The 22,540-nt window shown below is 71.1% G+C and carries 20 protein-coding genes; all 20 read right to left on the bottom strand.

What is annotated here, in order from left to right; translation table 11 throughout:
• Nucleotides 1-97 precede the first annotated feature (97 nt).
• The gene (gene atpD, locus ACIQI7_RS18280; protein ID WP_387750314.1) at nucleotides 98-1,543 is read right to left on the bottom strand and encodes a F0F1 ATP synthase subunit beta; all 1,446 of its coding nucleotides are present in this window, start codon (nucleotides 1,541-1,543) and stop codon (nucleotides 98-100) included.
• A 2-nt stretch (nucleotides 1,544-1,545) separates the two neighbouring features.
• Nucleotides 1,546-2,460, bottom strand: coding sequence for a F0F1 ATP synthase subunit gamma (locus ACIQI7_RS18275; RefSeq protein ID WP_387750311.1), 915 nt, complete (start codon nucleotides 2,458-2,460; stop codon nucleotides 1,546-1,548).
• A 32-nt stretch (nucleotides 2,461-2,492) separates the two neighbouring features.
• Nucleotides 2,493-4,067 carry a F0F1 ATP synthase subunit alpha gene (gene atpA / locus ACIQI7_RS18270; protein WP_387750308.1) on the bottom strand — a complete coding sequence of 525 codons (1,575 nt, stop codon included), beginning with the start codon at nucleotides 4,065-4,067 and terminating at the stop codon, nucleotides 2,493-2,495.
• A gap of 156 nt (nucleotides 4,068-4,223) precedes the next feature.
• Nucleotides 4,224-5,039, bottom strand: coding sequence for a F0F1 ATP synthase subunit delta (locus ACIQI7_RS18265; protein WP_387750305.1), 816 nt, complete (start codon nucleotides 5,037-5,039; stop codon nucleotides 4,224-4,226).
• Nucleotides 5,036-5,596, bottom strand: a complete 561-nt coding sequence (locus ACIQI7_RS18260) for a F0F1 ATP synthase subunit B (RefSeq protein WP_387750302.1) — start codon at nucleotides 5,594-5,596, stop codon at nucleotides 5,036-5,038. The genes ACIQI7_RS18265 and ACIQI7_RS18260 overlap by 4 nt, the downstream gene beginning before the upstream one ends.
• 35 nt (nucleotides 5,597-5,631) lie before the next feature.
• A complete protein-coding gene (gene atpE / locus ACIQI7_RS18255; protein WP_031074289.1) occupies nucleotides 5,632-5,868 on the bottom strand; it encodes an ATP synthase F0 subunit C in 237 nt (78 codons plus the stop codon).
• A gap of 91 nt (nucleotides 5,869-5,959) precedes the next feature.
• Nucleotides 5,960-6,772, bottom strand: a complete 813-nt coding sequence (gene atpB / locus ACIQI7_RS18250) for a F0F1 ATP synthase subunit A (protein WP_317620169.1) — start codon at nucleotides 6,770-6,772, stop codon at nucleotides 5,960-5,962.
• Between the two features lie 285 nt (nucleotides 6,773-7,057).
• Complete coding sequence (locus ACIQI7_RS18245; protein ID WP_387750297.1) at nucleotides 7,058-7,501, bottom strand: hypothetical protein; 444 nt, start codon at nucleotides 7,499-7,501, stop codon at nucleotides 7,058-7,060.
• Nucleotides 7,502-7,800: 299 nt separating this feature from the next.
• On the bottom strand, nucleotides 7,801-9,090 hold the full coding sequence (locus ACIQI7_RS18240) for an MraY family glycosyltransferase (RefSeq protein ID WP_401110843.1): 1,290 nt from the start codon (nucleotides 9,088-9,090) through the stop codon (nucleotides 7,801-7,803).
• Between the two features lie 170 nt (nucleotides 9,091-9,260).
• Entirely contained in the window at nucleotides 9,261-10,541 is a 1,281-nt protein-coding gene (gene glyA, locus ACIQI7_RS18235; protein ID WP_401110840.1) for a serine hydroxymethyltransferase, read from the bottom strand.
• A 117-nt stretch (nucleotides 10,542-10,658) separates the two neighbouring features.
• The gene (locus tag ACIQI7_RS18230) at nucleotides 10,659-11,300 is read right to left on the bottom strand and encodes a low molecular weight phosphatase family protein (protein ID WP_049658080.1); all 642 of its coding nucleotides are present in this window, start codon (nucleotides 11,298-11,300) and stop codon (nucleotides 10,659-10,661) included.
• Between the two features lie 32 nt (nucleotides 11,301-11,332).
• Nucleotides 11,333-11,980 (bottom strand): L-threonylcarbamoyladenylate synthase, encoded by a 648-nt coding sequence (locus tag ACIQI7_RS18225; RefSeq protein WP_401110838.1) that lies wholly within the window; start codon nucleotides 11,978-11,980, stop codon nucleotides 11,333-11,335.
• Between the two features lie 180 nt (nucleotides 11,981-12,160).
• Nucleotides 12,161-13,027, bottom strand: coding sequence for a peptide chain release factor N(5)-glutamine methyltransferase (prmC, locus tag ACIQI7_RS18220; RefSeq protein ID WP_401110835.1), 867 nt, complete (start codon nucleotides 13,025-13,027; stop codon nucleotides 12,161-12,163).
• A 63-nt stretch (nucleotides 13,028-13,090) separates the two neighbouring features.
• Entirely contained in the window at nucleotides 13,091-14,170 is a 1,080-nt protein-coding gene (gene prfA, locus ACIQI7_RS18215; RefSeq protein WP_401110833.1) for a peptide chain release factor 1, read from the bottom strand.
• A gap of 132 nt (nucleotides 14,171-14,302) precedes the next feature.
• Nucleotides 14,303-14,524 (bottom strand): 50S ribosomal protein L31, encoded by a 222-nt coding sequence (gene rpmE / locus ACIQI7_RS18210; protein WP_329927982.1) that lies wholly within the window; start codon nucleotides 14,522-14,524, stop codon nucleotides 14,303-14,305.
• Between the two features lie 269 nt (nucleotides 14,525-14,793).
• The gene (locus ACIQI7_RS18205; protein WP_401110829.1) at nucleotides 14,794-15,870 is read right to left on the bottom strand and encodes an LCP family protein; all 1,077 of its coding nucleotides are present in this window, start codon (nucleotides 15,868-15,870) and stop codon (nucleotides 14,794-14,796) included.
• A gap of 141 nt (nucleotides 15,871-16,011) precedes the next feature.
• Nucleotides 16,012-18,105 carry a transcription termination factor Rho gene (rho, locus tag ACIQI7_RS18200; protein WP_401110827.1) on the bottom strand — a complete coding sequence of 698 codons (2,094 nt, stop codon included), beginning with the start codon at nucleotides 18,103-18,105 and terminating at the stop codon, nucleotides 16,012-16,014.
• 604 nt (nucleotides 18,106-18,709) lie between these two features.
• Nucleotides 18,710-19,648 carry a homoserine kinase gene (gene thrB, locus ACIQI7_RS18195; protein ID WP_401110825.1) on the bottom strand — a complete coding sequence of 313 codons (939 nt, stop codon included), beginning with the start codon at nucleotides 19,646-19,648 and terminating at the stop codon, nucleotides 18,710-18,712.
• Nucleotides 19,649-20,010: 362 nt separating this feature from the next.
• Entirely contained in the window at nucleotides 20,011-21,111 is a 1,101-nt protein-coding gene (thrC, locus tag ACIQI7_RS18190; RefSeq protein ID WP_387750271.1) for a threonine synthase, read from the bottom strand.
• Between the two features lie 9 nt (nucleotides 21,112-21,120).
• The gene (locus ACIQI7_RS18185; RefSeq protein ID WP_387750269.1) at nucleotides 21,121-22,413 is read right to left on the bottom strand and encodes a homoserine dehydrogenase; all 1,293 of its coding nucleotides are present in this window, start codon (nucleotides 22,411-22,413) and stop codon (nucleotides 21,121-21,123) included.
• Between the last annotated feature and the right edge of the window lie 127 nt (nucleotides 22,414-22,540).

Genomic DNA, 22,540 nt, shown 5'->3' with positions numbered 1-22,540 from the left:
CGGATTTGACCGGAATCACAGCCGATGCGACGCGAGGGGTGGTCCCCAGGCTCGGGGGCCACCCCTCACGGTCACGCACAGCTGCTACCGGCCGCGATTACTTCTTCGCCAGCTCGGCGGCGTTCTTCTCGAGGTCCTCGATGCCACCGCACATGAAGAAGGCCTGCTCCGGGACGGAGTCGTACTTGCCGTCCGCGATCGCGTTGAAGGCCTCGATGGTCTCCGACAGCGGCACGGTCGAACCCTCGACACCGGTGAACTGCTTCGCCACGTAGGTGTTCTGCGAGAGGAAGCGCTCGATGCGACGGGCGCGGTGCACCGTGATCTTGTCCTCCTCGGACAGCTCGTCGATACCGAGGATCGCGATGATGTCCTGGAGGTCCTTGTACTTCTGCAGGATCCCCTTGATACGGATGGCCGTGTCGTAGTGGGTCTGCGCGATGTACCGCGGGTCGAGGATGCGGGACGTGGAGTCCAGCGGGTCGACGGCCGGGTAGATGCCCTTCTCCGAGATCGGACGCGACAGAACGGTGGTCGCGTCCAGGTGGGCGAAGGTGGTGGCCGGCGCCGGGTCGGTCAGGTCGTCCGCGGGGACGTAGATCGCCTGCATCGAGGTGATCGAGTGACCGCGGGTCGAGGTGATGCGCTCCTGCAGGAGGCCCATCTCGTCGGCCAGGTTCGGCTGGTAGCCCACCGCGGAGGGCATGCGGCCGAGCAGGGTCGACACCTCGGAACCGGCCTGGGTGAACCGGAAGATGTTGTCGATGAAGAGGAGCACGTCCTGCTTCTCGACGTCACGGAAGTACTCCGCCATGGTCAGCGCGGACAGCGCGACGCGCAGACGGGTGCCCGGCGGCTCGTCCATCTGGCCGAAGACCAGCGCGGTCTTGTCCAGGACGCCCGAGTCGACCATCTCGTCGATGAGGTCGTTGCCCTCACGGGTGCGCTCGCCGACACCGGCGAACACCGACACACCACCGAAGTTCTCGGCGACGCGGTAGATCATCTCCTGGATCAGAACGGTCTTGCCGACACCGGCGCCACCGAACAGACCGATCTTGCCACCGGTGACGTACGGGGTGAGGAGGTCGATGACCTTGATGCCGGTCTCGAACATCTCGGTCTTGGACTCGAGGTCCTTGAACTCCGGGGCCTTGCGGTGGATCGGCCAGCGGACCTGGACCTGCGACTCGAACTCGTCCTTGTCGACGTTCAGCACGTCGCCGAGGGCGTTGAAGACCTTGCCCTTGGTGATCTGGCCGACCGGGACGGAGATCGCGGCACCGGTGTCGGTGACCTGCGAACCGCGGACCAGGCCGTCGGTCGGCTGCATCGAGATGCCGCGGACCATGCCGTCGCCGAGGTGCTGGGCGACCTCGAGGGTCAGGGTCTTCCTGCCCGTGCCGTCGGGGTTGTCCACCTCGACGTGCAGGGCGTTGTACATGTCCGGAATCGCGTCGACGGGGAACTCCACGTCGACGACCGGGCCGATGACCCGCGCGACGCGGCCCGTCGCCGTGGTCGGCTCAACAGTGGTGGTCATACTCATTCGCTCCCGCGGCTGGCGTCGGCCAGCGCGTTGGCGCCACCGACGATCTCGCTGATTTCCTGGGTGATCTCGGCCTGGCGGGCCGAGTTGGCAAGCCGCGTGAGCGACTTGATGAGCTCGCCGGCGTTGTCCGTCGCGCTCTTCATCGCACGCCGACGAGCGGCGTGCTCGGAAGCGGCCGACTGCAGCATCGCGTTGTAGATCCGGCTCTCGACGTACCGCGGCAGCAGCGCGTCCAGGACGCCCTCCGCCGACGGCTCGAAGTCGTACAGCGGGAAGATCTCCGCCTTGGCCGGCGTCTGGTCGCTGAGCTGGACCTCGTCCAGCTTCAGCGGCAGCAGCCGCGCCTCGACCGCGTTCTGCGTCAGCATGGACACGAACTCGGTCGAGATCAGGTGGAGTTCCTCCACGCCGCCCGTCTCGGCCGTGAAGGCCGCGATCAGGTCGGCCGCCACGGTCTTCGCGTCACCGTAGGTCGGCTTGTCCGAGAACCCCGTCCACGAGTCCGCGATCGCCAGACCGCGGAACGTGTAGTACGAGACGCCCTTGCGGCCGACGACGTACGTCACCACGTCCTTGCCCTCGGCCTTCAGGCGCTCGGTGAGCGTCTGGGCGGCCTTGATGGCGTTGGTCGAGTAGCCGCCCGCCAGGCCGCGGTCCGCCGTGATCAGCAGGACGGCGGCGCGCTTGGCGTTCGGGTTCTCGGTGGTGAGCGGGTGCTTGGCGTTGGACCGGGTGGCCACCGCCGTCACCGCCCGGGTGAGCTCATCGGCGTACGGAGTGGAGGCGGCCACCGCGCGCTGCGCCTTGACGATGCGCGACGCGGAGATCATCTCCATCGCCTTGGTGATCTTCTTCGTCGCGGTGACAGAGCGGATCCGGCGCTTGTAGACCCGAAGCTGTGCTCCCATGGGTCGTTACGTCCTTTCCCTCGCTACCGGACTCAGGCCTGCTCGGAGAGCAGCTTGCCGTCAGCGGTCTGGTAACCCTGCTTGAAGGCCTCGATCGCGCTGGTCAGCGCGTCGATGGTGCCGTCGGCCAGCAGACCGGTCTCGACGATGCCGGCGAGCAGGTCCTTGTGCTGCAGGCGGACGTGGTCCAGGAACTCCCGCTCGAAGCGGCGGATCTCCGCGACCGGGACGTCGTCCATCTTGCCGTTGGTGCCGGCCCAGATGGAGACGACCTGCTCCTCGACCGGGAACGGCTGGTACTGGCCCTGCTTCAGCAGCTCGACCATGCGCGCACCGCGCTCCAGCTGGGCCTTGGAGGCCGCGTCCAGGTCGGAACCGAAGGCCGCGAAGGCCTCCAGCTCGCGGTACTGGGCGAGGTCCAGACGCAGACGGCCGGCGACCGAGCGCATGGCCTTGATCTGGGCGGAGCCACCGACGCGGGAGACCGAGATGCCCACGTTCACGGCCGGGCGGATGCCGGCGTTGAACAGGTCGGACTCCAGGAAGATCTGGCCGTCGGTGATGGAGATGACGTTGGTCGGGATGTACGCCGAGACGTCGTTGGCCTTGGTCTCGATGATCGGCAGACCGGTCATCGAGCCGCCGCCCAGGGCGTCGTTCAGCTTGGCGCAGCGCTCCAGCAGGCGGGAGTGCAGGTAGAAGACGTCACCCGGGTAGGCCTCGCGGCCCGGCGGGCGGCGCAGCAGCAGGGAGACGGAGCGGTAGGCCTCGGCCTGCTTCGACAGGTCGTCGAAGATGATCAGGACGTGCTTGCCGGCGTACATCCACTCCTGGCCGATGGCCGAACCGGTGTACGGGGCGAGGTACTTGAAGCCGGCCGGGTCGGAGGCGGGAGCGGCCACGATGGTGGTGTACTCCAGCGCGCCGGCCTCCTCCAGGGCGCCGCGGACGGACGCGATGGTGGAGCCCTTCTGGCCCACGGCGACGTAGATGCAGCGGACCTGCTTCTCCGGGTCGCCCGAGCGCCAGTTGTCACGCTGGTTGATGATCGTGTCGACGGCCACCGCGGTCTTGCCGGTCTGGCGGTCGCCGATGATCAGCTGGCGCTGGCCGCGGCCGATCGGGGTCATCGCGTCGATGGCCTTGATGCCGGTCTGCAGCGGCTGCTTGACCGACTTGCGGGCCATGACGCCGGGGGCCTGCAGCTCCAGGGCGCGACGACCGGTGGCGGCGATGTCGCCGAGGCCGTCGATCGGGTTGCCCAGCGGGTCCACGACGCGGCCGAGGTAGCCGTCGCCGACCGGAACCGAGAGGACCTCGCCGGTGCGGCGCACGGTCTGGCCCTCTTCGATGCCGCCGAACTCACCGAGGACGACGACACCGATCTCGCGGGTGTCGAGGTTCAGCGCGAGGCCGAGCGTGCCGTCCTCGAACTTCAGCAGCTCGTTCGCCATGACCGAGGGCAGGCCCTCGACATGCGCGATGCCGTCCGCCGCGTCAGTGACCGTGCCGACCTCTTCCACAGAAGCGGCGTCCGGCTGGTACGACTGGACAAAGTCGGCCAGCGCGTCCCGGATCTCCTCCGGACGGATCGTAAGCTCCGCCATCAGGCTTCCCTGCTCTCCTAGTTTGCGATCCTCGGCCCGCCATTGAGGGCCGCAAGTATTCGACTCTCGGCCGGGTCTTCCGAACCGGCCGTACGATGTGCCGGCTCCTTGGGGAGCCGGTTTCCCGACCGAGGGTCGGATGTGCTGCTTCGGTGCTCAGCCTTCGAGCGACTGGCGAGCGCCCTCGAGGCGGCTCGACACGGTGCCGTTGATGATCTCGTCGCCGATCTGCACCCGCACGCCGCCGACGACCTCGGGGTCGACGTCGATGTTCAGGTGGACCTGGCGGCCGTACATCCGGGCCAGAGCACCGGACAGGCGCTCCTTCTGGGTGTCCGACAGCGGCACCGCGGTGGTGACCAGGGCCACCACACGGCCGCGACGCGCGGCGGCGAGCTTCGAGTAGGACTCGAGACCCTGCTCCAGGCTACGGCCACGCGGCACGTTGACGAGGGCGGTGACCAGCCGGACGGTGCCGGCGTGGGCGCGGCCGCCGAGCAGCTTGCTGATCAGCGCGGCCCTCGCGACGGCACCGGCCTTCGGCTCGGTCAGCGCGGCGCGCAGCTCGTGCGAGCCGCTCACCACCCGGCCGAAGCGGAAGAGCTCGTCCTCGACGTCGTCCAGGGCGCCAGCCTTGTCCGCGGCGATGATCTCGGCGTACGCGGCGAGCTCCTCGGTCGCGTCCACCAGGTCGCGCGAACCCGACCAGCGGGAGCGAACCAGGCCGGAGACCAGGTCCACGGCCTCGCCGGAGACCTGGCCGGTCAGCAGCGAGGTGACCAGCTGGGCCTTGTCCTGGCCCGACCGGGAGGGGTCGGTCAGGACACGGCGCAGCGACACCTCACGGTCCAGCACGGCCGTGACGGCGGTGAGCTCCTCGGCGAGCTTGGCCGCGTCCACCGAGGTGGAGTCGGTCAGGCTCTCCAGGTTCTGCCGGCCGGCGGCGAGGGCCTCACGGCTGGCGCCGATCACTTGGCCGCACCCTGAGCAACGGCGGCCTTGGCCTCCAGCTCGTCCAGGAAGCGGTCGATGACGCCGCTCTGCCGGGTGTGGTCCTCGAGGGACTCACCCACGATGCGGGACGCCAGCTGGGTGGCCAGCGAGCCCACGTCCTGACGCAGGGCGGCAGTGGCCTGCTTCTTGTCCGCCTCGATCTGGGCGTGACCGGCGGCGACGATGGCCTCGCGCTGGCGCTGGCCCTCCTCGCGCATCTCGGCGAGCTGGGCGGCACCCTGCTCGCGAGCCTGCTCGACGATGCGGGCAGCCTCGTGGCGCGCCTCGGCGAGCTCGGCGCGGTACTGCTCAAGCAGGGCCTGGGCCTCCGCCTGGGCGGCCTCGGCGCGCTCCATCCCGCCCTCGATCGCGTCCCGGCGCTCCGACAGCACCTTCTCGATGCTGGGGAGGAGCTTCTTGCCGAGCAGACCGAAGACGATGAAGAAGCAGAGCAGGCCGATGATGATCTCGGGCCACGCGGGGAGGAGAGGGTTCATCTTCTCCTCGGCCGCGAGCTGGACGATCGCCATGCTCATATCTGGACCTTCCTCAGAAAGGGTCTACGGCGGGATTACTTGTTGCCGAAGACGAACGGCATGACGATGCCGATGAGGGCGAGCGCCTCGGTCAGCGCGAAGCCGATGAACATGTTGGAACGGATGAGACCGGCAGCCTCGGGCTGGCGGGCCATGGCCTGGACACCGTTGCCGAAGATCAGACCGACGCCGATGCCGGGGCCGATGGCGGCGAGGCCGTAGCCCAGCGAGGCGACGGAACCGTAGACAGTGCCCTCAGCGAGGATGCTCATTGACGTTGTCCTTTGCAGGGTGGTGAACCGGTGGTGATTGGCCACCGGGCGATCCGGGAGGTGGTTCTCGGCGGGGCCGCGGCCCCGGGGCTCAGTGCGCCTCTTCCAGGGCACCGGCGATGTAGCTGCTGGCCAGCATCACGAAGATGTAGGCCTGCAGGAACTGGACCAGCAGCTCGAAGGCGGTCAGGGCGATGGTCACCACGAAGGAGACCGAGCCGTAGAGCGCGCCCAGGGTCGGGCTGAGCAGGTACCAGGAGGCGATGGAGAACATCACGATCAGCAGGTGGCCGGCGAACATGTTCGCGAAGGCTCGGACCGCGAGCGTGAAGGGGCGCACGAGGACGTTCGAGAAGAACTCGATCGGCACCAGGATGAACATGACCCAGCCGGGGATGCCCGAGGGCCAGCAGAGGTTCTTCAGACCGCCGACGAAGCCGTGCTTCTTGAAGGTCAGCGTCATGTAGGTGAGCCAGACGATCGCCGCGAGGCCCGCCGGGAACGCGATCGCCGCCATCACCGGGAACTGGGCGAAGGGGATGATCGACATGATGTTCATCAACCAGATGAAGAAGAACATCGAGACGAGCATCGGGACGTACTTCTCGCCCTTCTTGCCGATCGTCTCCAGCACGATGGAGCGCTTGACGAAGTCGTAGCCGATCTCACCGACCAGCTGCAGCTTGCCGGGGACAAGACGCGGCTTGGCGAAGGCGGCCCAGAAGAAGCCGACCACCAGGAACGCGACGATGAACGACAGCAGCATCGGCTTGTTGAACTCGACGCTGCCGATCGAGAAGATCGGCTTGAACTGGAACTCGTTCAGACCCGGGGCCGGGAAGCCGCAGCCAGCGTCCCCGAAGTGGCAACTGCCTGAGGCGAGGGACGTGAGTTCAGCACTCACCACGGACTCCTTCGTCGTGACGCATGGATACGGCAACCTCGGTGTGTCGGCGTGGCCTGAGGCCACGGAGCGGCACTGGAACTTGATGGGTTTCTCGCCGACCCCGCGCGCCGGTGCACTGCACCACAGCGGGATCATCGAAGACTGCGCGGATCAGGGGGGCGATCCGTCCGCTGTCCGGACAGACCTGGCCTCTTCCCGTACTCCGTTGTTGCGACGGACGATAGCAGCCCGTCAGCGCGGCATAAACACCGCCCCCCTCGTTGGGAGGACAGCCGGGCCTCGTCACTGTTGACGCCCCTTGTCGGAGGGCTTGTCGCCCTTCTTTTCGGAGGCGTCGGGGTCGACGTAGAAGGTCTTGGCCTTGAGTGCGCCGCGCACCTGGAAGCCCGTCCAGACCAGTGCGCAGCCGAGCAGGGTGAAGGCGAACGCCTGCCGGTTGAAGAGGTCGGTGTCCTTGAAGACCGCGAGCACGATGCCGACCAGCAGGATCTGCGTGGTGTACACGAGCAGCGCCGCGGCCATCATGATCTGCGGGTTCGACCGGGTCAGCCGGTCGAGCGCGACCTGGCCGAAGCTGAAGAAGGCCATCACCAGCAGCGCGCCGAACAGGGCGCCGAGCAGCCCCTTTCCACCGGCGACGGCGAAGGAGATCGCCATGGCGATGATCCCGGCGACCGCAGTGGGAATCGCGGCGCCTCGGAGGATCCGGGCGTCGGTGGACGGCATGTCGGCAGCTCCGGCGGCATGTCGATGTGGCGGGGGGACGGGCACAACGGGTGGCGGGTGACACCGGACCGAGGCATCGCCGCGGGCCGCCCATCGCAACGGCGGGCCCGGGGAGGGAGACCGACAGGGACGGAAGTCATCCACCTGTCAGGTCTTTCGGCGTGTTCTCGGTACTCGTGAACGGTATCACAAACTATTTGATGAGAGCTTTACCATGAATGTGTGGCACCTGTCACACCAACGGCGCAATGGTTCCGCCGTTCGAGTGAACACTCTCTGACGGGGCACCAACTCCCTTGTCAGTGGCGGCCGGTGGCCTTGTGGTGGGAACCGGCCGCGGTGGAGCCCAGCTCGGAGTCCCGCCCGGCTTCACCGAGCAGTTGCTTGTCCTTCGCCGACAGTTCGGCCATCGGACCGGTCCGCTGCCGGCGGTAGCGCGGGGGGACGAAGGACTGCACCGCCCGCGGGGCGCGCGGCCGGAACCGCGGGATGAGCAGCACCACCAGGCCGACCAGGCAGAGCCCGGCCAGCGCCAGGACGACGGTGCGGCCGGTGTTGGTCACCGAGAACGCCACCGAGCCGAAGGCGATCAGCGCGGCCCAGAAGTACATGATCAGTACGGCGCGGCTGTGCGAGTGGCCGACCTGGAGCAGCCGGTGGTGGAGGTGGCGCTTGTCCGCGGCGAACGGGGACTGGCCGGCCCAGGTCCGGCGGACCACCGCGAGCAGCAGGTCCGCCAGCGGCAGCGCGATGACCGTCAGCGGCAGCAGCAGCGGGATGTAGATCGGCACCAGGGCGTGCACGGCGGCGGTCTGCGAACCGGTCTCGTTGCTGATCAGGTCCGGGTCGACCCGGCCGGTGATGGAGATCGCGGCGACGGCCAGCATCAGGCCCAGCATCATCGAGCCGGAGTCGCCCATGAAGATCCGCGCGGGGTGCATGTTGTGCGCCAGGAAGCCCAGGCACATGCCGATCAGCAGCACGCTGAACAGCACGGCGGGGGCCGCGTCGGAGATCGTGTAGCCGTACCAGAGCCGGTAGCTGTACAGGAAGAAGGCCATCGCGGCGATGCAGACCATGCCGCCGGCCAGGCCGTCCAGGCCGTCGATGAAGTTCACCGCGTTGACCATGACGACGACCAGGACGACCGAGATCACCATGCCCTGGGTCGGGCTCACCGCGACCGGGCCGACGCCGGGCACCGGGAGGGTGATCACCGTGACGCCCTGCCAGACCATCACACCGGCGGCGATCATCTGACCGCCGAGCTTCACCAGCGCGTCCACGCCCCACTTGTCGTCGAGCACCCCGAGCAGGAACATGATCCCGGCGCCGGACAGCAGCGCGCGGATGTCGGTGCCCTGGGAGAACACCTTGCTCAGGTTGTCGAGCTGCGAGGCGACCAGGATGCCCGCGCACAGTCCGCCGAACATCGCGATGCCGCCGAGCCGCGGGGTGGGCTCGCGGTGCACGTCGCGGGCGCGCACCGGCGGCATGGCGCCGGCCGCGATGGCGAACTTCCGGACCGGGCCGGTCAGCAGGTAGGTGACGGCGGCCGTGCAGAACAGCACCAGCAGATACTCACGCACCACTGGCCTCCTGCATCACTGTCGAACGGGGAGGTACCGAAGGTACTCCCCTGCCGTCCCGGGGTTCGAGGTGCGTCGCCACGGCACACACCTTATTGAGTCGGACGCCGGGACCGTGCATCGCGGTTCGCCCTCCCGGGTAGGAGATCCGGACACCCGCGCGGGCCCCGTCACGCCGGGCGGGCGAAGGCCAGCGCCAGCTCCCGGACCCGCGCCGCGGCCGGAGCGGCCGCGCCCCCGGTGAGCACCCGGGCGACCAATCCGGCGATCTCCGCCAGCTCCGGCTCCCCCATCCCCTGGCTGGTCACCGTGCCCGTGCCCAGCCGGATCCCGGAGGCCTCGGCGACCGGCGCCGGGTCGTAGGGCAGCGCGCACTTGCCGAGCAGCAGCCCGGCCGCCGCGCAGCGCCGCTCGGCCTCCGCGCCGGTCACGCCGAGCGGGCTCACGTCGGCGGTCACCAGATGGGTGTCGGTACCGCCCGTCAGCGGGCGCAGGCCGGCCTCCGCGAGGCCCGCGGCGAGCGCCCGGGCCCCGGACACAGTCCGCTGCGCGTACGTCCGGTAGGCGGGCGCGGAAGCCTCCGCGAGGGCCACCGCCTTGCCGGCCACCTCGTTCATGGCCGCGCCGCCCTGGCTGAACGGGAAGACCGCCCGGTCGATCCGCTCGGCCAGCTCCGCGGTGCACAGCAGCAGCCCGCCGCGCGGACCGCGCAGCAGCTTGTGGGTGGCCGCCACCGTGACGTCCGCGTACGGCACCGGGGAGGGCGCCACCCCGGCCGCGATCAGCCCGGTGGTCTGCGCGGCGGAGGCGATCAGGTAGGCGTCCACCTCGTCGGCGATCTCCCGGAACGCCGCCCAGTCGGGGTGCCGGGGGTGCGAGATCGAGCCCGCCACGATGGCCTTGGGGCGGTGCTGCCGGGCCAGGTCGCGGACCTGGTCGAGGTCGATCAGCCCGTCGGACTCGCGCACGCCGTAGCCGGTGAAGTCGAACCAGCGCCCGGAGAAGTTGGCGCGCGAGCCGCAGCTGAGGTGGCCGCCGTGCTCCAGCGACATCGCCAGCACCCCGTCCCCGGGCCGCAGCAGCGCCGCGTACGTCGCCAGCATCGCCGAAGTCGCCGACCGGGGCTGGACGTTGGCGTGCGGGGCGGCGAACAGCTCGCGGGCCCGGTCGATCGCCAGCAGCTCGGCGGCGTCCGCCAGCGCGCAGCCGGTGTGGTGCCGGCGGCCCGGGTAGCCCTCGGCGTACTTGTCGATCAGCGGGCCGGTGAGGGCCGCCAGGACGGCGGGGCTGGTCAGGTTCTCCCCCGCCAGCAGCTGGATGGTCTCGGCACGCCGCTCGGCCTCCGCGGCCAGCAGGTCGGCCAGCTGCGGGTCGGCGCGGCGCAGCGCCTCGGGCGCCCACGGGCGTCCGGTCGTCGCGGTCGGGTCGGTCGCTGCATCGGTGACGGTCATGGCGGGGCTCCCGGGCGCTGCGGGGACTGTGTCACCCAGCGTAGGACCGCTGCCGCCGCCCGGCCCGCCGAGCCGCGGCCGGACGGCCCCGTTCGGCGCCGGGCCCCGTCGGCTCGGTCAGCGCGGCGCGGGCACGCCGGTGAGCGCGGTGACCACCGGGTCGACCGCGTGGAATATCTCCTCGCCGCAGTTGCGGAACATGCCGATCGGCGCCCCGTACGGGTCGTCCACCTCGTCCGACTCCGGGGTGGCGGCCAGCAGCCAGCCGCGCAGCGCGGCGGCCGCCCGGACCAGCGCGCGGGCCCGCTCGGTGACGTCGGCGCCGCGCCGCGGGTCCGGCAGGGTGCCCGGGTCTATCGTCCGCACCAGGCGGGTGAACTCCTTCAGCGTGAAGGTGCGCAGCCCCGCCTCGTGGCCCATCGAGATCACCTGGGCGCGGTGGTCCAGCGTCGCGGTGAGCACCAGGTCGGCCTCGACCACGTGCTCGTCCAGCAGCTCGCGGCCGGTGAAGCCACCGCTGTCGGCGCCGTACTCGTCGAGCACGGTCGCGGCGTGGTCCTCCATCGGCGCGCCCTCGTGGCCCCAGGTGCCGGCGCTCTCGACCAGGATCCGTCCGGCCACCCGGGGGCTCAGCCGGGTGTCCAGCTCACGCCGGGTCAGCCGCTCGGCGATCGGCGAGCGGCAGATGTTCCCGGTGCAGACGAACAGGATCCGGAAGTGGTCCAGCGGCCTGGGGCCCACGCTCAGGTACGGCGCTATGCCCGGCCCGGCGTGGAGCGAGGCGGTGGGCGTCAACTGCCGGCCTCCAGGTCGGGGACGACCTCCCTCAGCTGCTCGACGCTGATCGCACCGGCCCGCAGCAGAACCGGGACCTTGCCGGTGACGTCGACGATCGACGAGGTGGCGGAGTCCTCGGCCGCCCCGCCGTCCAGGTAGACCGAGATCGCGTCGCCGAGCTGGGACTGCGCCTCGTCGCAGGTCAGCGGGGAGGACCCGCCGATCCGGTTGGCGCTGGAGACGGCCAGCGGGCCGGTGGCGTTCAGCAGCTCGATGGCGACCGGGTGCAGCGGCATCCGGACCGCGACGGTGCCGCGGGTGTCGCCGAGGTCCCAGCGCAGCGAGGGCTGGTGCCGGGCGACCAGGGTGAGCCCGCCGGGCCAGAACGCGTCGACCAGCTCCCAGGCCTGCTCGGAGAAGTCGGTGACCAGGCCGTGCAGGGTGGTCGGCGAGCCGACCAGCACCGGGGACGGGGTGTTGCGGCCGCGGCCGCGGGCGGCCATCAGCTCGCCGACGGCCTCCGCGGAGAAGGCGTCCGCGCCGACCCCGTAGAGGGTGTCGGTGGGCAGCACGACGAGTTCGCCGCGGCGGATGGCCGAGGCGGCCTCGCGCAGACCGGTGGTGCGGTCCCCGGCATCGGCACAGTCGTAGCGGCGGCTCATCGGTGCGGTCCCCTTCCGGAGTGGCTCATGGCGGTCACTACGGCCCTCACTGCGGTCACAGCGCGGCCTTGCGCGCTGTCGTACAGCGTTCGATGTTCACGACCCGACCCTCCGGGCGGTCGTACTGCGCTCGACGGTTCACGACCCGACCCTCCGGGCGGTCGTACTGCGCTCGACGGTTCACGACCCGACCCTCCGGGCGGTCGTGAAACGCGGCCGGTTGTTGAGGTCGCGGTGGTCGGCGGTGTCCGTCCAGCCGTGTTCCTCGTTGAAGATCCACGGCACCTGGCCGCCCTGCTGGTCGGCGTGCTCGATGACCACCGCGCCGCCCGGGCGCAGCAGTCGGGCCGCGACCCGCTCGATGCCGCGGATGGTGTCCAGGCCGTCCTCGCCGGAGAACAGCGACATCTGCGGGTCGTGGTCGCGGGCCTCCGGCGCGACGTACTCCCACTCGGTGAGCGGGATGTACGGCGGGTTGGAGATGACCAGGTCGAAGCGGCCGTCCCAGGAGCGGTCGTCCTCGAAGGCCTTGGTGGCGTCACCGGCGTGCAGGGTGACCCGGGCGCGGTCGGGGCTGGCGTCGATGTTGCGCCGGGTGTACTCCAGCGCGCCCTCGTCCAGTTCGAAGGCGTGCACGGTCGAGCGCGGCAGTTCCTGGGCCAGGGCGAGGGCGATCGCGCCGGAGCCGGAGCACAGGTCCACCACCAGCGGCTCGGCCACGTCCATGTCGCGCACCGCGTCTATCGCCCACTCGACGACCGTCTCGGTCTCCGGCCGGGGCACGAAGACCCCGGGGCCGACCTCCAGTTCGAGGTAGCGGAAGAACGCCCGCCCGGTGATGTGCTGGAGCGGCTCGCGCGCCTCCCGGCGGGAGACCGCCTCCCAGTAGCGGGCGTCGAAGTCGGCGTCCTTCACCGTGTGCAGCTGGCTGCGCTTGACGTTGTGGACGTAGGCGGCGAGCTCCTCCGCGTCGAAGCGCGGCGACGGCACGCCGGCCGCGGCCAACCGCTGGGTGGCCTGGGCCACCTCGGCGAGCAGCAGGTTCATCCGTACGACCTCTTGTTTCTGCGCTCCGGCTTCGGGCGAAGCGCGGGCTGGGGCGCGCCGGTCTCAGTTCTCTTGGGCGGCCGCGGCGAGCTTGGCCGCCGCGTCCTTGTCCACGCAGGACTGGATCACCGCGTTCAGTTCGCCGTCCAGGACCTGGTCCAGGTTGTACGCCTTGAATCCGGTGCGGTGGTCCGAGATGCGGTTCTCGGGGTAGTTGTACGTGCGGATCCGCTCGGAGCGGTCGACCGTGCGGACCTGGCTGCGGCGCGCGTCCGAGGCCTCCCGCTCGGCCTCCTCCTGCGCGGCGGCCAGCAGCCGCGACCGCAGGATGCGCATCGCCTGCTCCTTGTTCTGGAGCTGGCTCTTCTCGTTCTGGCAGGACGCCACGATACCGGTCGGCAGGTGGGTGATCCGGACCGCGGAGTCGGTGGTGTTGACCGACTGGCCGCCGGGGCCGGAGGAGCGGTAGACGTCGATCCGGAGGTCGTTGGCGAGGATCTCGACCTCGACCTCCTCCGCCTCGGGGGTGACCAGCACGCCCGCCGCGGAGGTGTGGATGCGGCCCTGCGACTCGGTGGCGGGGACGCGCTGCACGCGGTGCACGCCGCCCTCGTACTTCAGCCGGGCCCAGACGCCCTGGCCGGGCTCGGTGCTGCCCTTGGTCTTCACGGCCACCGAGACGTCCTTGTAGCCGCCGAGGTCGGACTCGTTGGAGTCGATGATCTCGGTCTTCCAGCCGACCCGCTCCGCGTAGCGCAGGTACATCCGGAGCAGGTCGCCGGCGAACAGCGCGGACTCCTCGCCGCCCTCGCCCGCCTTGATCTCCAGGATGACGTCCTTGTCGTCGCTCGGGTCGCGCGGGACCAGCAGCAGCCGCAGCTCCTCGGTGAGCTCCTCCCGGCGCGCCTCGGAGTCCTTCACCTCGGCGATGAACTCCGGGTCCTCGGCGGCGAGTTCGCGCGCGGCCTCGATGTCCTCGCCGGCCTGTCGCCACTGCCGGTAGACCCGGGTGATCGGGGTCAGCTCGGCATACCGCTTGGCCAGCTTGCGGGCGTTGGCCTGGTCGGCGTGGACGGACGGGTCGGCCAGCCTCGTCTCGAGGTCGGCGTGCTCGACGAGGAGCTCTTCGACTGCCTCGAACATGGGGGTGGCCTTCTTCCCGGGGACTCGGAAACGTGTGGGGGGGTGGGGAACTCGCGGGGGACGCGAACGGCGCCGGCCCCCGACGCCCCCGACAACAGTACGGGGGCGCCGGGAACCGGCGCCGAGTGAGCGCTAGGCCTTCGCGCTGTGCTGCTTGCCGAAGCGGGCCTCGAAGCGGGCCACGCGGCCACCGGTGTCGAGGATCTTCTGCTTGCCGGTGTAGAACGGGTGGCACTGCGAGCAGACCTCGGCGCGGATCTCGCCACTGGTCTCGGTCGAGCGGGTCACGAACTCGGCGCCACAGGTGCAGGTCACGCGGGTGACCACGTACTCGGGGTGAACGTTGGACTTCAAGGGGGTCTCCTAGGTTTCGGGAGGGCACCGGGTCGGCGGCTGGAGCGCCGCACGTGAACCGGGACCGACGGACCAGTCTGCCAGGACCGGCCGCATCTTCCCAAACCGGGTCGCGTTCCGGGATATTCCGGGCCCCCTCAGCGCCCGGCGGTGGCCTTGGGACCGGGCGAACAGCAGCACCCGCCCCGAGCCGAAGGGCGCGCCGGTGCCGAAAGGGAGAAGCGAGGGAGCGACGAAGGAGCGAGGGAGCGCCGACCGTCGGCGCCGGGTCAAGAGCGCCCGGAGGCGAGCGGGCGAACAGCAGCGGGGTTCTCGGGCTGTACGGAGACGACGGCCGTGGGAAAAGGCTGGTCGGCCTTGAGCGCCGCCCAGACCTGCCCGGCCTCCGGCTGCTGCGGCACCACCCGGTTCGGGTCGCCGGGGGCCGCCGCCACCGGCAGGGTGACCATGCTCAGCTGGTCCGGGCCTATCCCCTTGAGCTCCTGGGCGAGCCCCACCAGCGCGTTCACCGAGCCGAGCGCGGAGTCGGTGGTGATGCTCCTGGTCACGGTGTCGCCGAGCGACCACAGCTTGACCGGGTTGGTGAGCAGCCCGCTCCCCCCGGCCTGCTTCAGCAGGGACCGCACCATCTGCTTCTGGAGCTCGATCCGGCCGAGGTCGCTGCCGTCGCCGACGCCGTGCCGGGTGCGCACGAAGGCCAGCGCCTGCCGTCCGTCCAGGTGGTGCTCGCCGGGCGGCAGGTCGAGCCCGCTGTCCTTGTCGTGGATGGCCACCGTGGTGGTCACGGTGGCCCCGCCTATCGCGTCCACGACCCGGGCGAAGCCGGCGAAGTCGATCTGCAGGTAGCGGTCCATCCGCAGCCCGGTGAGCTGCTCGGTGGTCCTGACCGCGCAGGCCGCGCCGCCGCTCTCGAAGGCGCTGTTGTACATCGCGCGCTTGGCGCCGGGCACCGTCCGGCCGTTCGCGTCGGTGCAGTCGGGGCGGGCGACCAGGGTGTCGCGCGGGATCGAGACGATCTGGGCGCGGGAGTGGTCCTGGGTGATGTGCACCACCATCGCGGTGTCCGAGCGGGCGGTGTCGCCGGTGTCCCCGCCGGCGATCGAGCCGTTGGCGCCGTTCCGCGAGTCGGAGCCGAGCACCAGGATGTTGAAGGAGCCGTCGGTGGCGGCCGGCGGCCGGGCGTCGCCGAGCCGGGCGTCGATGTCGACGCTCCTGATGTTGCCGTTGAACCTGAAGTAGGCGAAGAGGGCCGCACCGGCGCCGAGGACGACGAGCGCGGCGAAAGCGCAGGCCGCCGTCCGCAGGAGCCTGCGGCGGCGACTCGGGACCCTCTTGTGTTCGGCCATACGGTCCAGAGTAAATCGGACAAGGCACTCCAAACGCCCCCAAGTTGTCCCGACTCTGGAACAAACGGGGCCGGACGCAACGGAACCCCGGACCGCTCGCGCGATCCGGGGTTCCGTGCTTCGACAGCCGTCCGGCTACGGTCAGTCGCCGGAGCCGGGGGTGGTCTTGGCGATCTGCATCAGGAACTCGGCGTTGCTCTTGGTCTGCTTCATCTTGTCCAGGAGCAGCTCGATCGCCTGCTGCGAGTCGAGCGCGTGCAGCACCCGGCGCAGCTTCCAGACGATGGCCAACTCCTCGCTGCCGAGCAGGATCTCCTCCTTGCGGGTGCTGGAGGCGTCCACGTCGACGGCCGGGAAGATGCGCTTGTCCGAGAGCTTCCGGTCGAGCTTGAGCTCCATGTTGCCGGTGCCCTTGAACTCCTCGAAGATCACCTCGTCCATGCGCGAGCCGGTCTCGACCAGCGCGGTGGCCAGGATGGTCAGCGAGCCGCCGTTCTCGATGTTGCGCGCGGCGCCGAAGAACTTCTTCGGCGGGTACAGCGCGGTCGAGTCGACACCACCGGACAGGATGCGGCCGGAGGCCGGCGCGGCCAGGTTGTAGGCACGGCCGAGACGGGTGATCGAGTCCAGCAGGATGACCACGTCGTGGCCCAGCTCCACCAGGCGCTTGGCGCGCTCGATGGCCAGTTCGGCGACGGTGGTGTGGTCCTCGGCCGGGCGGTCGAAGGTCGAGGAGATGACCTCGCCCTTCACCGACCGCTGCATGTCGGTGACCTCTTCCGGACGCTCGTCGACCAGGACGACCATCAGGTGGCACTCGGGGTTGTTGTGGGTGATCGCGTTGGCGACCGCCTGGAGCACCATGGTCTTGCCGGTCTTCGGCGGCGCGACGATCAGACCGCGCTGGCCCTTGCCGATCGGCGACACCAGGTCGATGATCCGGGTGGTCAGCACGCCCGGGTCGGTCTCCAGGCGCAGCCGCTCCTGCGGGTACAGCGGGGTGAGCTTGTTGAACTCGGGACGGCCGCGGCCGCTCTCCGGGTCCATGCCGTTGACGGAGTCCAGCCGCACCATGGCGTTGAACTTCTCGCGGCGCTCGCCGTCGCGGGGCTGGCGCACCGCACCGGTGATGGCGTCACCCTTGCGCAGGCCGTTCTTGCGGACCTGGGCGAGCGAGACGTAGACGTCGTTCTGGCCCGGCAGGTAGCCGGAGGTGCGCACGAACGCGTAGTTGTCGAGGATGTCGAGGATGCCCGCGACCGGGATCAGGACGTCGTCCTCGCCGATCTGCGGCTCGACGGGGCCGGCCTCGAAGCCGTCGCGGCCACGGCGGCCACGGCGGTCGCGGTAGCGCCCGCGCCGGCCGCGGCGGCCCTCGCCGAACTCGTCGTCCTCGTAGCCGCCCTGCTGGGCCTGCGGCTGCTGGGCCTGCTGGGCCTGGCGGCCCTGCTGCTCGGCCTGGCCGCCCTGCTGCTGGCCGCCGCCCTGCTGGGACTGGCGGTCGGTCCGCTCGCGGCGGTTGCGGCGGTCGCGGCGCGACTCGCGGCCGTCGCCGTCCTGGGCCTCGCCGCCCTCCTGGCGGTCGGTGCGCTCGGTGCCGTCGCGGCGCTCGCGGCGCTCACGGCGGTCGCGACGGCTCTCGCGGCCGTCCTCACGGCCCTCGAAGCCGCGGGTCTCGGCCGGGCGGCCCTCGGCCTGCTTCGGCTCGGCGACCGCGACGCCGGCGGCCTCGGTGGCTGCCTCCGCGGCCGGAGCGGTGGGCGCTCCGGCGGCCGAGGTGGCCCGGCGGCGGGTGCGCTCGGCACGGGCGGGCGCGGCGGTCTCGGCGGCGGCCTGGACCGGGATCTCGATCTGGGTCTGCGGCTCGGCGGCTGCCGGGGCCTCGGCCTCCGCCTTGGCGGCGGCGGCCTTGGTGCGGCGGGCTGGCTTCTCGGCCGGGGCCTCGGCGTCCGCCTTGGCGGCGGCGCGCTTGGCGGCCGGGGCGGCGCCACCGGCGGCGAGCAGCGGGTCCCCGCCGCTCTTCTCCTTGATGGTCTCGATCAGCTGGCTCTTGCGCATGCGTCCGGTACCGGTGATGCCAAGGTCCGCGGCGAGCTTCTGGAGCTCGGCCAGGACCATGCCGTCCAGGCCCGCGGCGGCACTGCGGCGGCGCCGCGCCGGGGCAGCGGGGGCGGCGGCTGCGTCCGACGCATCGGCGTCCGGGCGCGCGCCCATCAGATCGGTGGAGTCGCTCACTAAGGGTCCTTCCCTGGAGCGGACGTCGGCCTGTCTGGCTCGGCGACCGGTTGTGCTGTCCTGACCAACGCTCGACTGCGTCGGTCCGAGGCGGTGGTCCCTCGAATGGCGGGAGCCCGTCGAGGGAGAGCTACGTACGAGGTGCGGTGCGTGAAGCACGGTGGTGCTGAGTGGCGCGTGGGCCGGTCGTGTGTCGACCTCCCCTGAGGGCGTAACCCCCACGCTCCCTGCGAATCCCGGGCCCCCGTCGCGTGACGGTGGCCCGCGCTCCGCCCGTCCTGTGCCTCCAGCTGGGAGGCCGCGGGTGGGAGTCAGGTGCCGTCACGGCTTCGGGATGCGGCCGCATGTCGCGCAGGCAGGCTGCGTACGCGCTGCGGTGGGCTCCCGGAGAATCGTCGCCCCGTGGATCGCCGGGGCTCCACTGCCGTGGAGCGCTGGGATCGGGACGCGGCGCACCTAGCCCCGGAGGGCACCTGGTGCAGCAATGAGGTTAACACTACCGACTCCCTCAGACATTCCCCAGCCTCGCGCTTGCCAATCGTGTCCGTCGGAGCCGGCTCGGCGGGGTGCCGCCGCCGGGCCCCGAACGGCACGTTCGGGCTGCTCAGACGTCCAGCGGGAGCACGACGGCCCCGGCTCGGTCGACGTCCAGCCGGTGCGCGGCGAACGCCGGGTCGCCGCCGTGGCCGTGGTGCCCGGCGAAGGACAGAACCTTGTCGGCGCCCGCCTCGTCGGTGAGCGCCAGGACGGTCGGGCCGGCCCCGGAGATGACCGCGGGGAACCCCTCGGCGCGCAGCGCGCCGACCAGGGCGGCGCTGTCCGGCATGGCGGAGGCGCGGTAGTCCTGGTGCAGCCGGTCCTCGGTGGCGGCGAGGAGCAGCTCGGGGCGCCGGGTGAGCGCCTCCACCAGCAGTGCGGAGCGGCCGGCGTTGACGGCCGCGTCGGCCAGCGGGACGGTTCTCGGCAGCAGTCCGCGCGCGGTCTCGGTGAGCACCTCGCCGGCCGGCACGAACACCACCGGGACGACCTGCTCGGACGGCTCCAGCGTGACGGCCTTGGCCGACTCCTCGTCGGTCCAGGCGATGGTGAAGTTGCCGCGCAGGCAGGCGGCCACGTTGTCCGGGTGGCCCTCCAGCTCGGAGGCGAGGGCCAGCAGGGCGTCGTCGTCCAGCGCGGACGGGCCGCCGATGGTCACCGCGCGGGCGGCCACGATGCCGGCGCAGATGGCGGCCGAGGAGGAGCCGAGGCCGCGGCCGTGCGGTATCCGGTTGGCGCAGACCACTTCGAGGCCCCGCGGCTGGCCGCCGAGCCGGTCGAAGGCGGCGCGCATCGAGCGGACCAGCAGGTGGCGCTCGTCGCGCGGCAGCGTCTCGGCACCCTCGCCGGCGATGTCGACGGAGAGGCCGGAGTCGGCGACCCGGACGACCACGTCGTCATACAGACCCAGCGCGAGCCCGAAGGCGTCGAAGCCCGGGCCGAGGTTGGCGCTGGTCGCGGGAACCCTGACCCGGACGGCGGCGGCACGGAACGCGGGACCGGCCATGCGGTGGACTCTCCTGGGGAAATCGGGCGGCGCGGAGCGCGTCGTCGGTGCGAGGGCGGGGAACGGACCGCGGCCCCTCCGGGGCGGGCGGTCGCGACGGTCGGCGCGGCCCGGACCCGCCGGGCCCGGGGCATGTGCCACACGGCCGAAGCCAGAGTATCGAAGAGAGGTTCCCGAGCGGTACACCCCGTGGGCCTTCGATCTGGTGTGTTGCCGTTCTGGCCGGAATGCACACCCCGCCCGGCCGGGGAGGGGGGCGGAAACGCATTGCCGCGCGCGGCGCGATTGACACAAAAGTGTCAGTGGGGAACTCCGACGGGCCGACCCCCGAAAGGGTCGGCCCGTCGGTGCGTCAGGCCTTTTTAACGGTCGAGCAGTCCGAGGCTGCGGGCGGCCGCCTCCGGGTCGATCGGGACGACCTGCGGCTGCGGCGCGCCGGCCACCGCCCAGTCCGGGTCCTTCAGGCCGTTTCCGGTCACAGTGCAGACGATCCGCTGGCCCGGGTCGACCAGGCCGGCCTCCGCCTTGGCCAGCAGGCCGGCCACCGAGGCGGCCGAGGCGGGCTCCACGAAGACGCCCTCCTGCGAGGCCAACAGCCGGTAGGCGGACAGGATCTGACGGTCCGTCACCTTGTCGATGAGGCCGCCCGAGTCGTCCCGCGCGGCGAGCGCGAAGTCCCAGGAGGCCGGGTTGCCGATCCGGATCGCGGTGGCGATGGTCTGCGGCTTGAGCACCGGCGCGCCGTCCACGATGGGGGCCGAGCCGGACGCCTGGAAGCCCCACATCCGCGGGGTGCGGGCGGCCATGCCGTCGGCGGCGTACTCGCGGTAGCCCTTCCAGTACGCGGTGATGTTGCCCGCGTTGCCGACCGGCAGGACGTGGATGTCCGGGGCGTCGCCGAGCATGTCGACGATCTCGAAGGCCGCGGTCTTCTGGCCCTCGATCCGCACCGGGTTCACCGAGTTGACCAGCGCCACCGGGTACTTCTCGGACAGTTCACGCGCGAGGGTGAGGCAGTCGTCGAAGTTCCCGTCGACCTGCAGGATCCTGGCGCCGTGCACCAGTGCCTGGCCCATCTTGCCGAGGGCGATCTTGCCCTGCGGGACGAGCACCGCGGAGACCATCCCGGCCCGCACCGCGTACGCGGCGGCGGAGGCCGAGGTGTTGCCGGTGGAGGCGCAGATGACCGCCTGCGCGCCCTCCTCCTTGGCCTTGGAGATGGCCATCGTCATCCCGCGGTCCTTGAAGGAGCCGGTCGGGTTGGCGCCCTCGACCTTGAGGTAGACCTCGCAGCCCGTGCGCTCGGAGAGCACCTGGGCCGGGACCAGGGGCGTGCCGCCCTCCAGCAGGGTGACCACCGGGGTGGCCGCGGTGACCGGCAGGCGGTCCCGGTACTCCTCGATCAGGCCGCGCCACTGGTGGGTGTGCGCGCCTCGGACGACGTTCTCGGCAACGGCGTTCATGGCTGTTCCTTATTCCCCTTCGACCCGCATGATGCTGGCCACGTCCCGCACGCTGTCCAGCGCGCGGAGCTTGTCGACCGTCGCCGACAGCGCGGCGTCGGTGGCACGGTGGGTGACCACGACGAGCGAGGCGTCGCCGTCGCGGCCCTGCTGGCGCACGGTGTCGATGGAGACGCCGTGCTCGGCGAAGACGGACGCCACCTGGGCGAGCACGCCCGCGCGGTCGTCCACGTCCAGGCTGACGTGGTAGCGGGTGACCACCTGGTCCATCGGCTTGGCCGGCAGCTGCGTGTACAGCGAGTCACCGGGGCCGGTGGCGCCGGCCAGCTTGTTGCGGCAGACCGCGACCAGGTCGCCGAGCACCGCGGAGGCGGTCGGCGAGCCGCCCGCGCCGGGGCCGTAGAACATCAGCCGGCCGGCCGCCTCGGCCTCGACGAACACCGCGTTGTACGCCTCGCGGACGGACGCCAGCGGGTGCGACAGCGGGATCATCGCCGGGTGTACCCGCGCGGTGACGGACGCGCCGTCGGCGGCCCGCTCGCAGATCGCGAGCAGCTTGACCACGCAGCCCATCTCCTTGGCCGAGGCGATGTCGGCCGCGGTCACCTCGGTGATGCCCTCGCGGTAGACGTCGGCCGCGGTGACCTCGGTGTGGAAGGCGATGCCGGCCAGGATCGCGGCCTTGGCGGCGGCGTCGAAGCCCTCGACGTCGGCCGTCGGGTCGGCCTCGGCGTAGCCCAGCGCGGTGGCCTCCTCCAGCGCCTCCGAGTAGCCGGCGCCGGTGGTGTCCATCTTGTCGAGGATGAAGTTGGTGGTGCCGTTGACGATGCCCAGCACCCGGTTGACCTTGTCGCCCGCGAGGGACTCGCGCAGCGGACGCAGCAGCGGGATCGCGCCCGCCACCGCGGCCTCGTAGTACAGGTCGACCCCGGCCTCGGCGGCCGCGGCGTGCAGCTCGGTGCCGTCCTTGGCGAGCAGCGCCTTGTTGGCGCTGACCACCGACGCACCCCGTTTGAAGGCGGACAGGATCAGCGATTTGGACGGCTCGATGCCGCCCACCACCTCGACCACCACGTCGATGTCGCCCCGGTTGACCAGGGCTTCGGCGTCGGTGGTGATCAGGTGCTCGGGGACGCCCGGGCGGGTCCGCCCGGCGCGGCGGACCGCGATCCCGGCCAGCTCGACCGGAGCACCGATGCGAGCGGCGAGGTCGTCGGCCGTCGTCGTCATGATGCGCGCCACCTCGGAGCCCACCACACCACAACCCAGCAACGCCACCTTCAGCGGGCGCGTACGCATCATCCGACTCCGCTCTGCATTCATCTGCTTCGGTAATTTCCGGCGGGTTTTCCGGGACCGCCGGGAACTTCGGTCCGTACCAGTCTCCGGGACTTTCCGTACGGATCTACGGTCGTTCCATGATCTGAGA

The organism is Kitasatospora sp. NPDC092039, assembly GCF_044756065.1.
GTDB lineage: Bacteria > Actinomycetota > Actinomycetes > Streptomycetales > Streptomycetaceae > Kitasatospora.
Note: the sequence above shows the minus strand (reverse complement) of the source record. Positions and strands in the feature narration are given on the sequence as shown.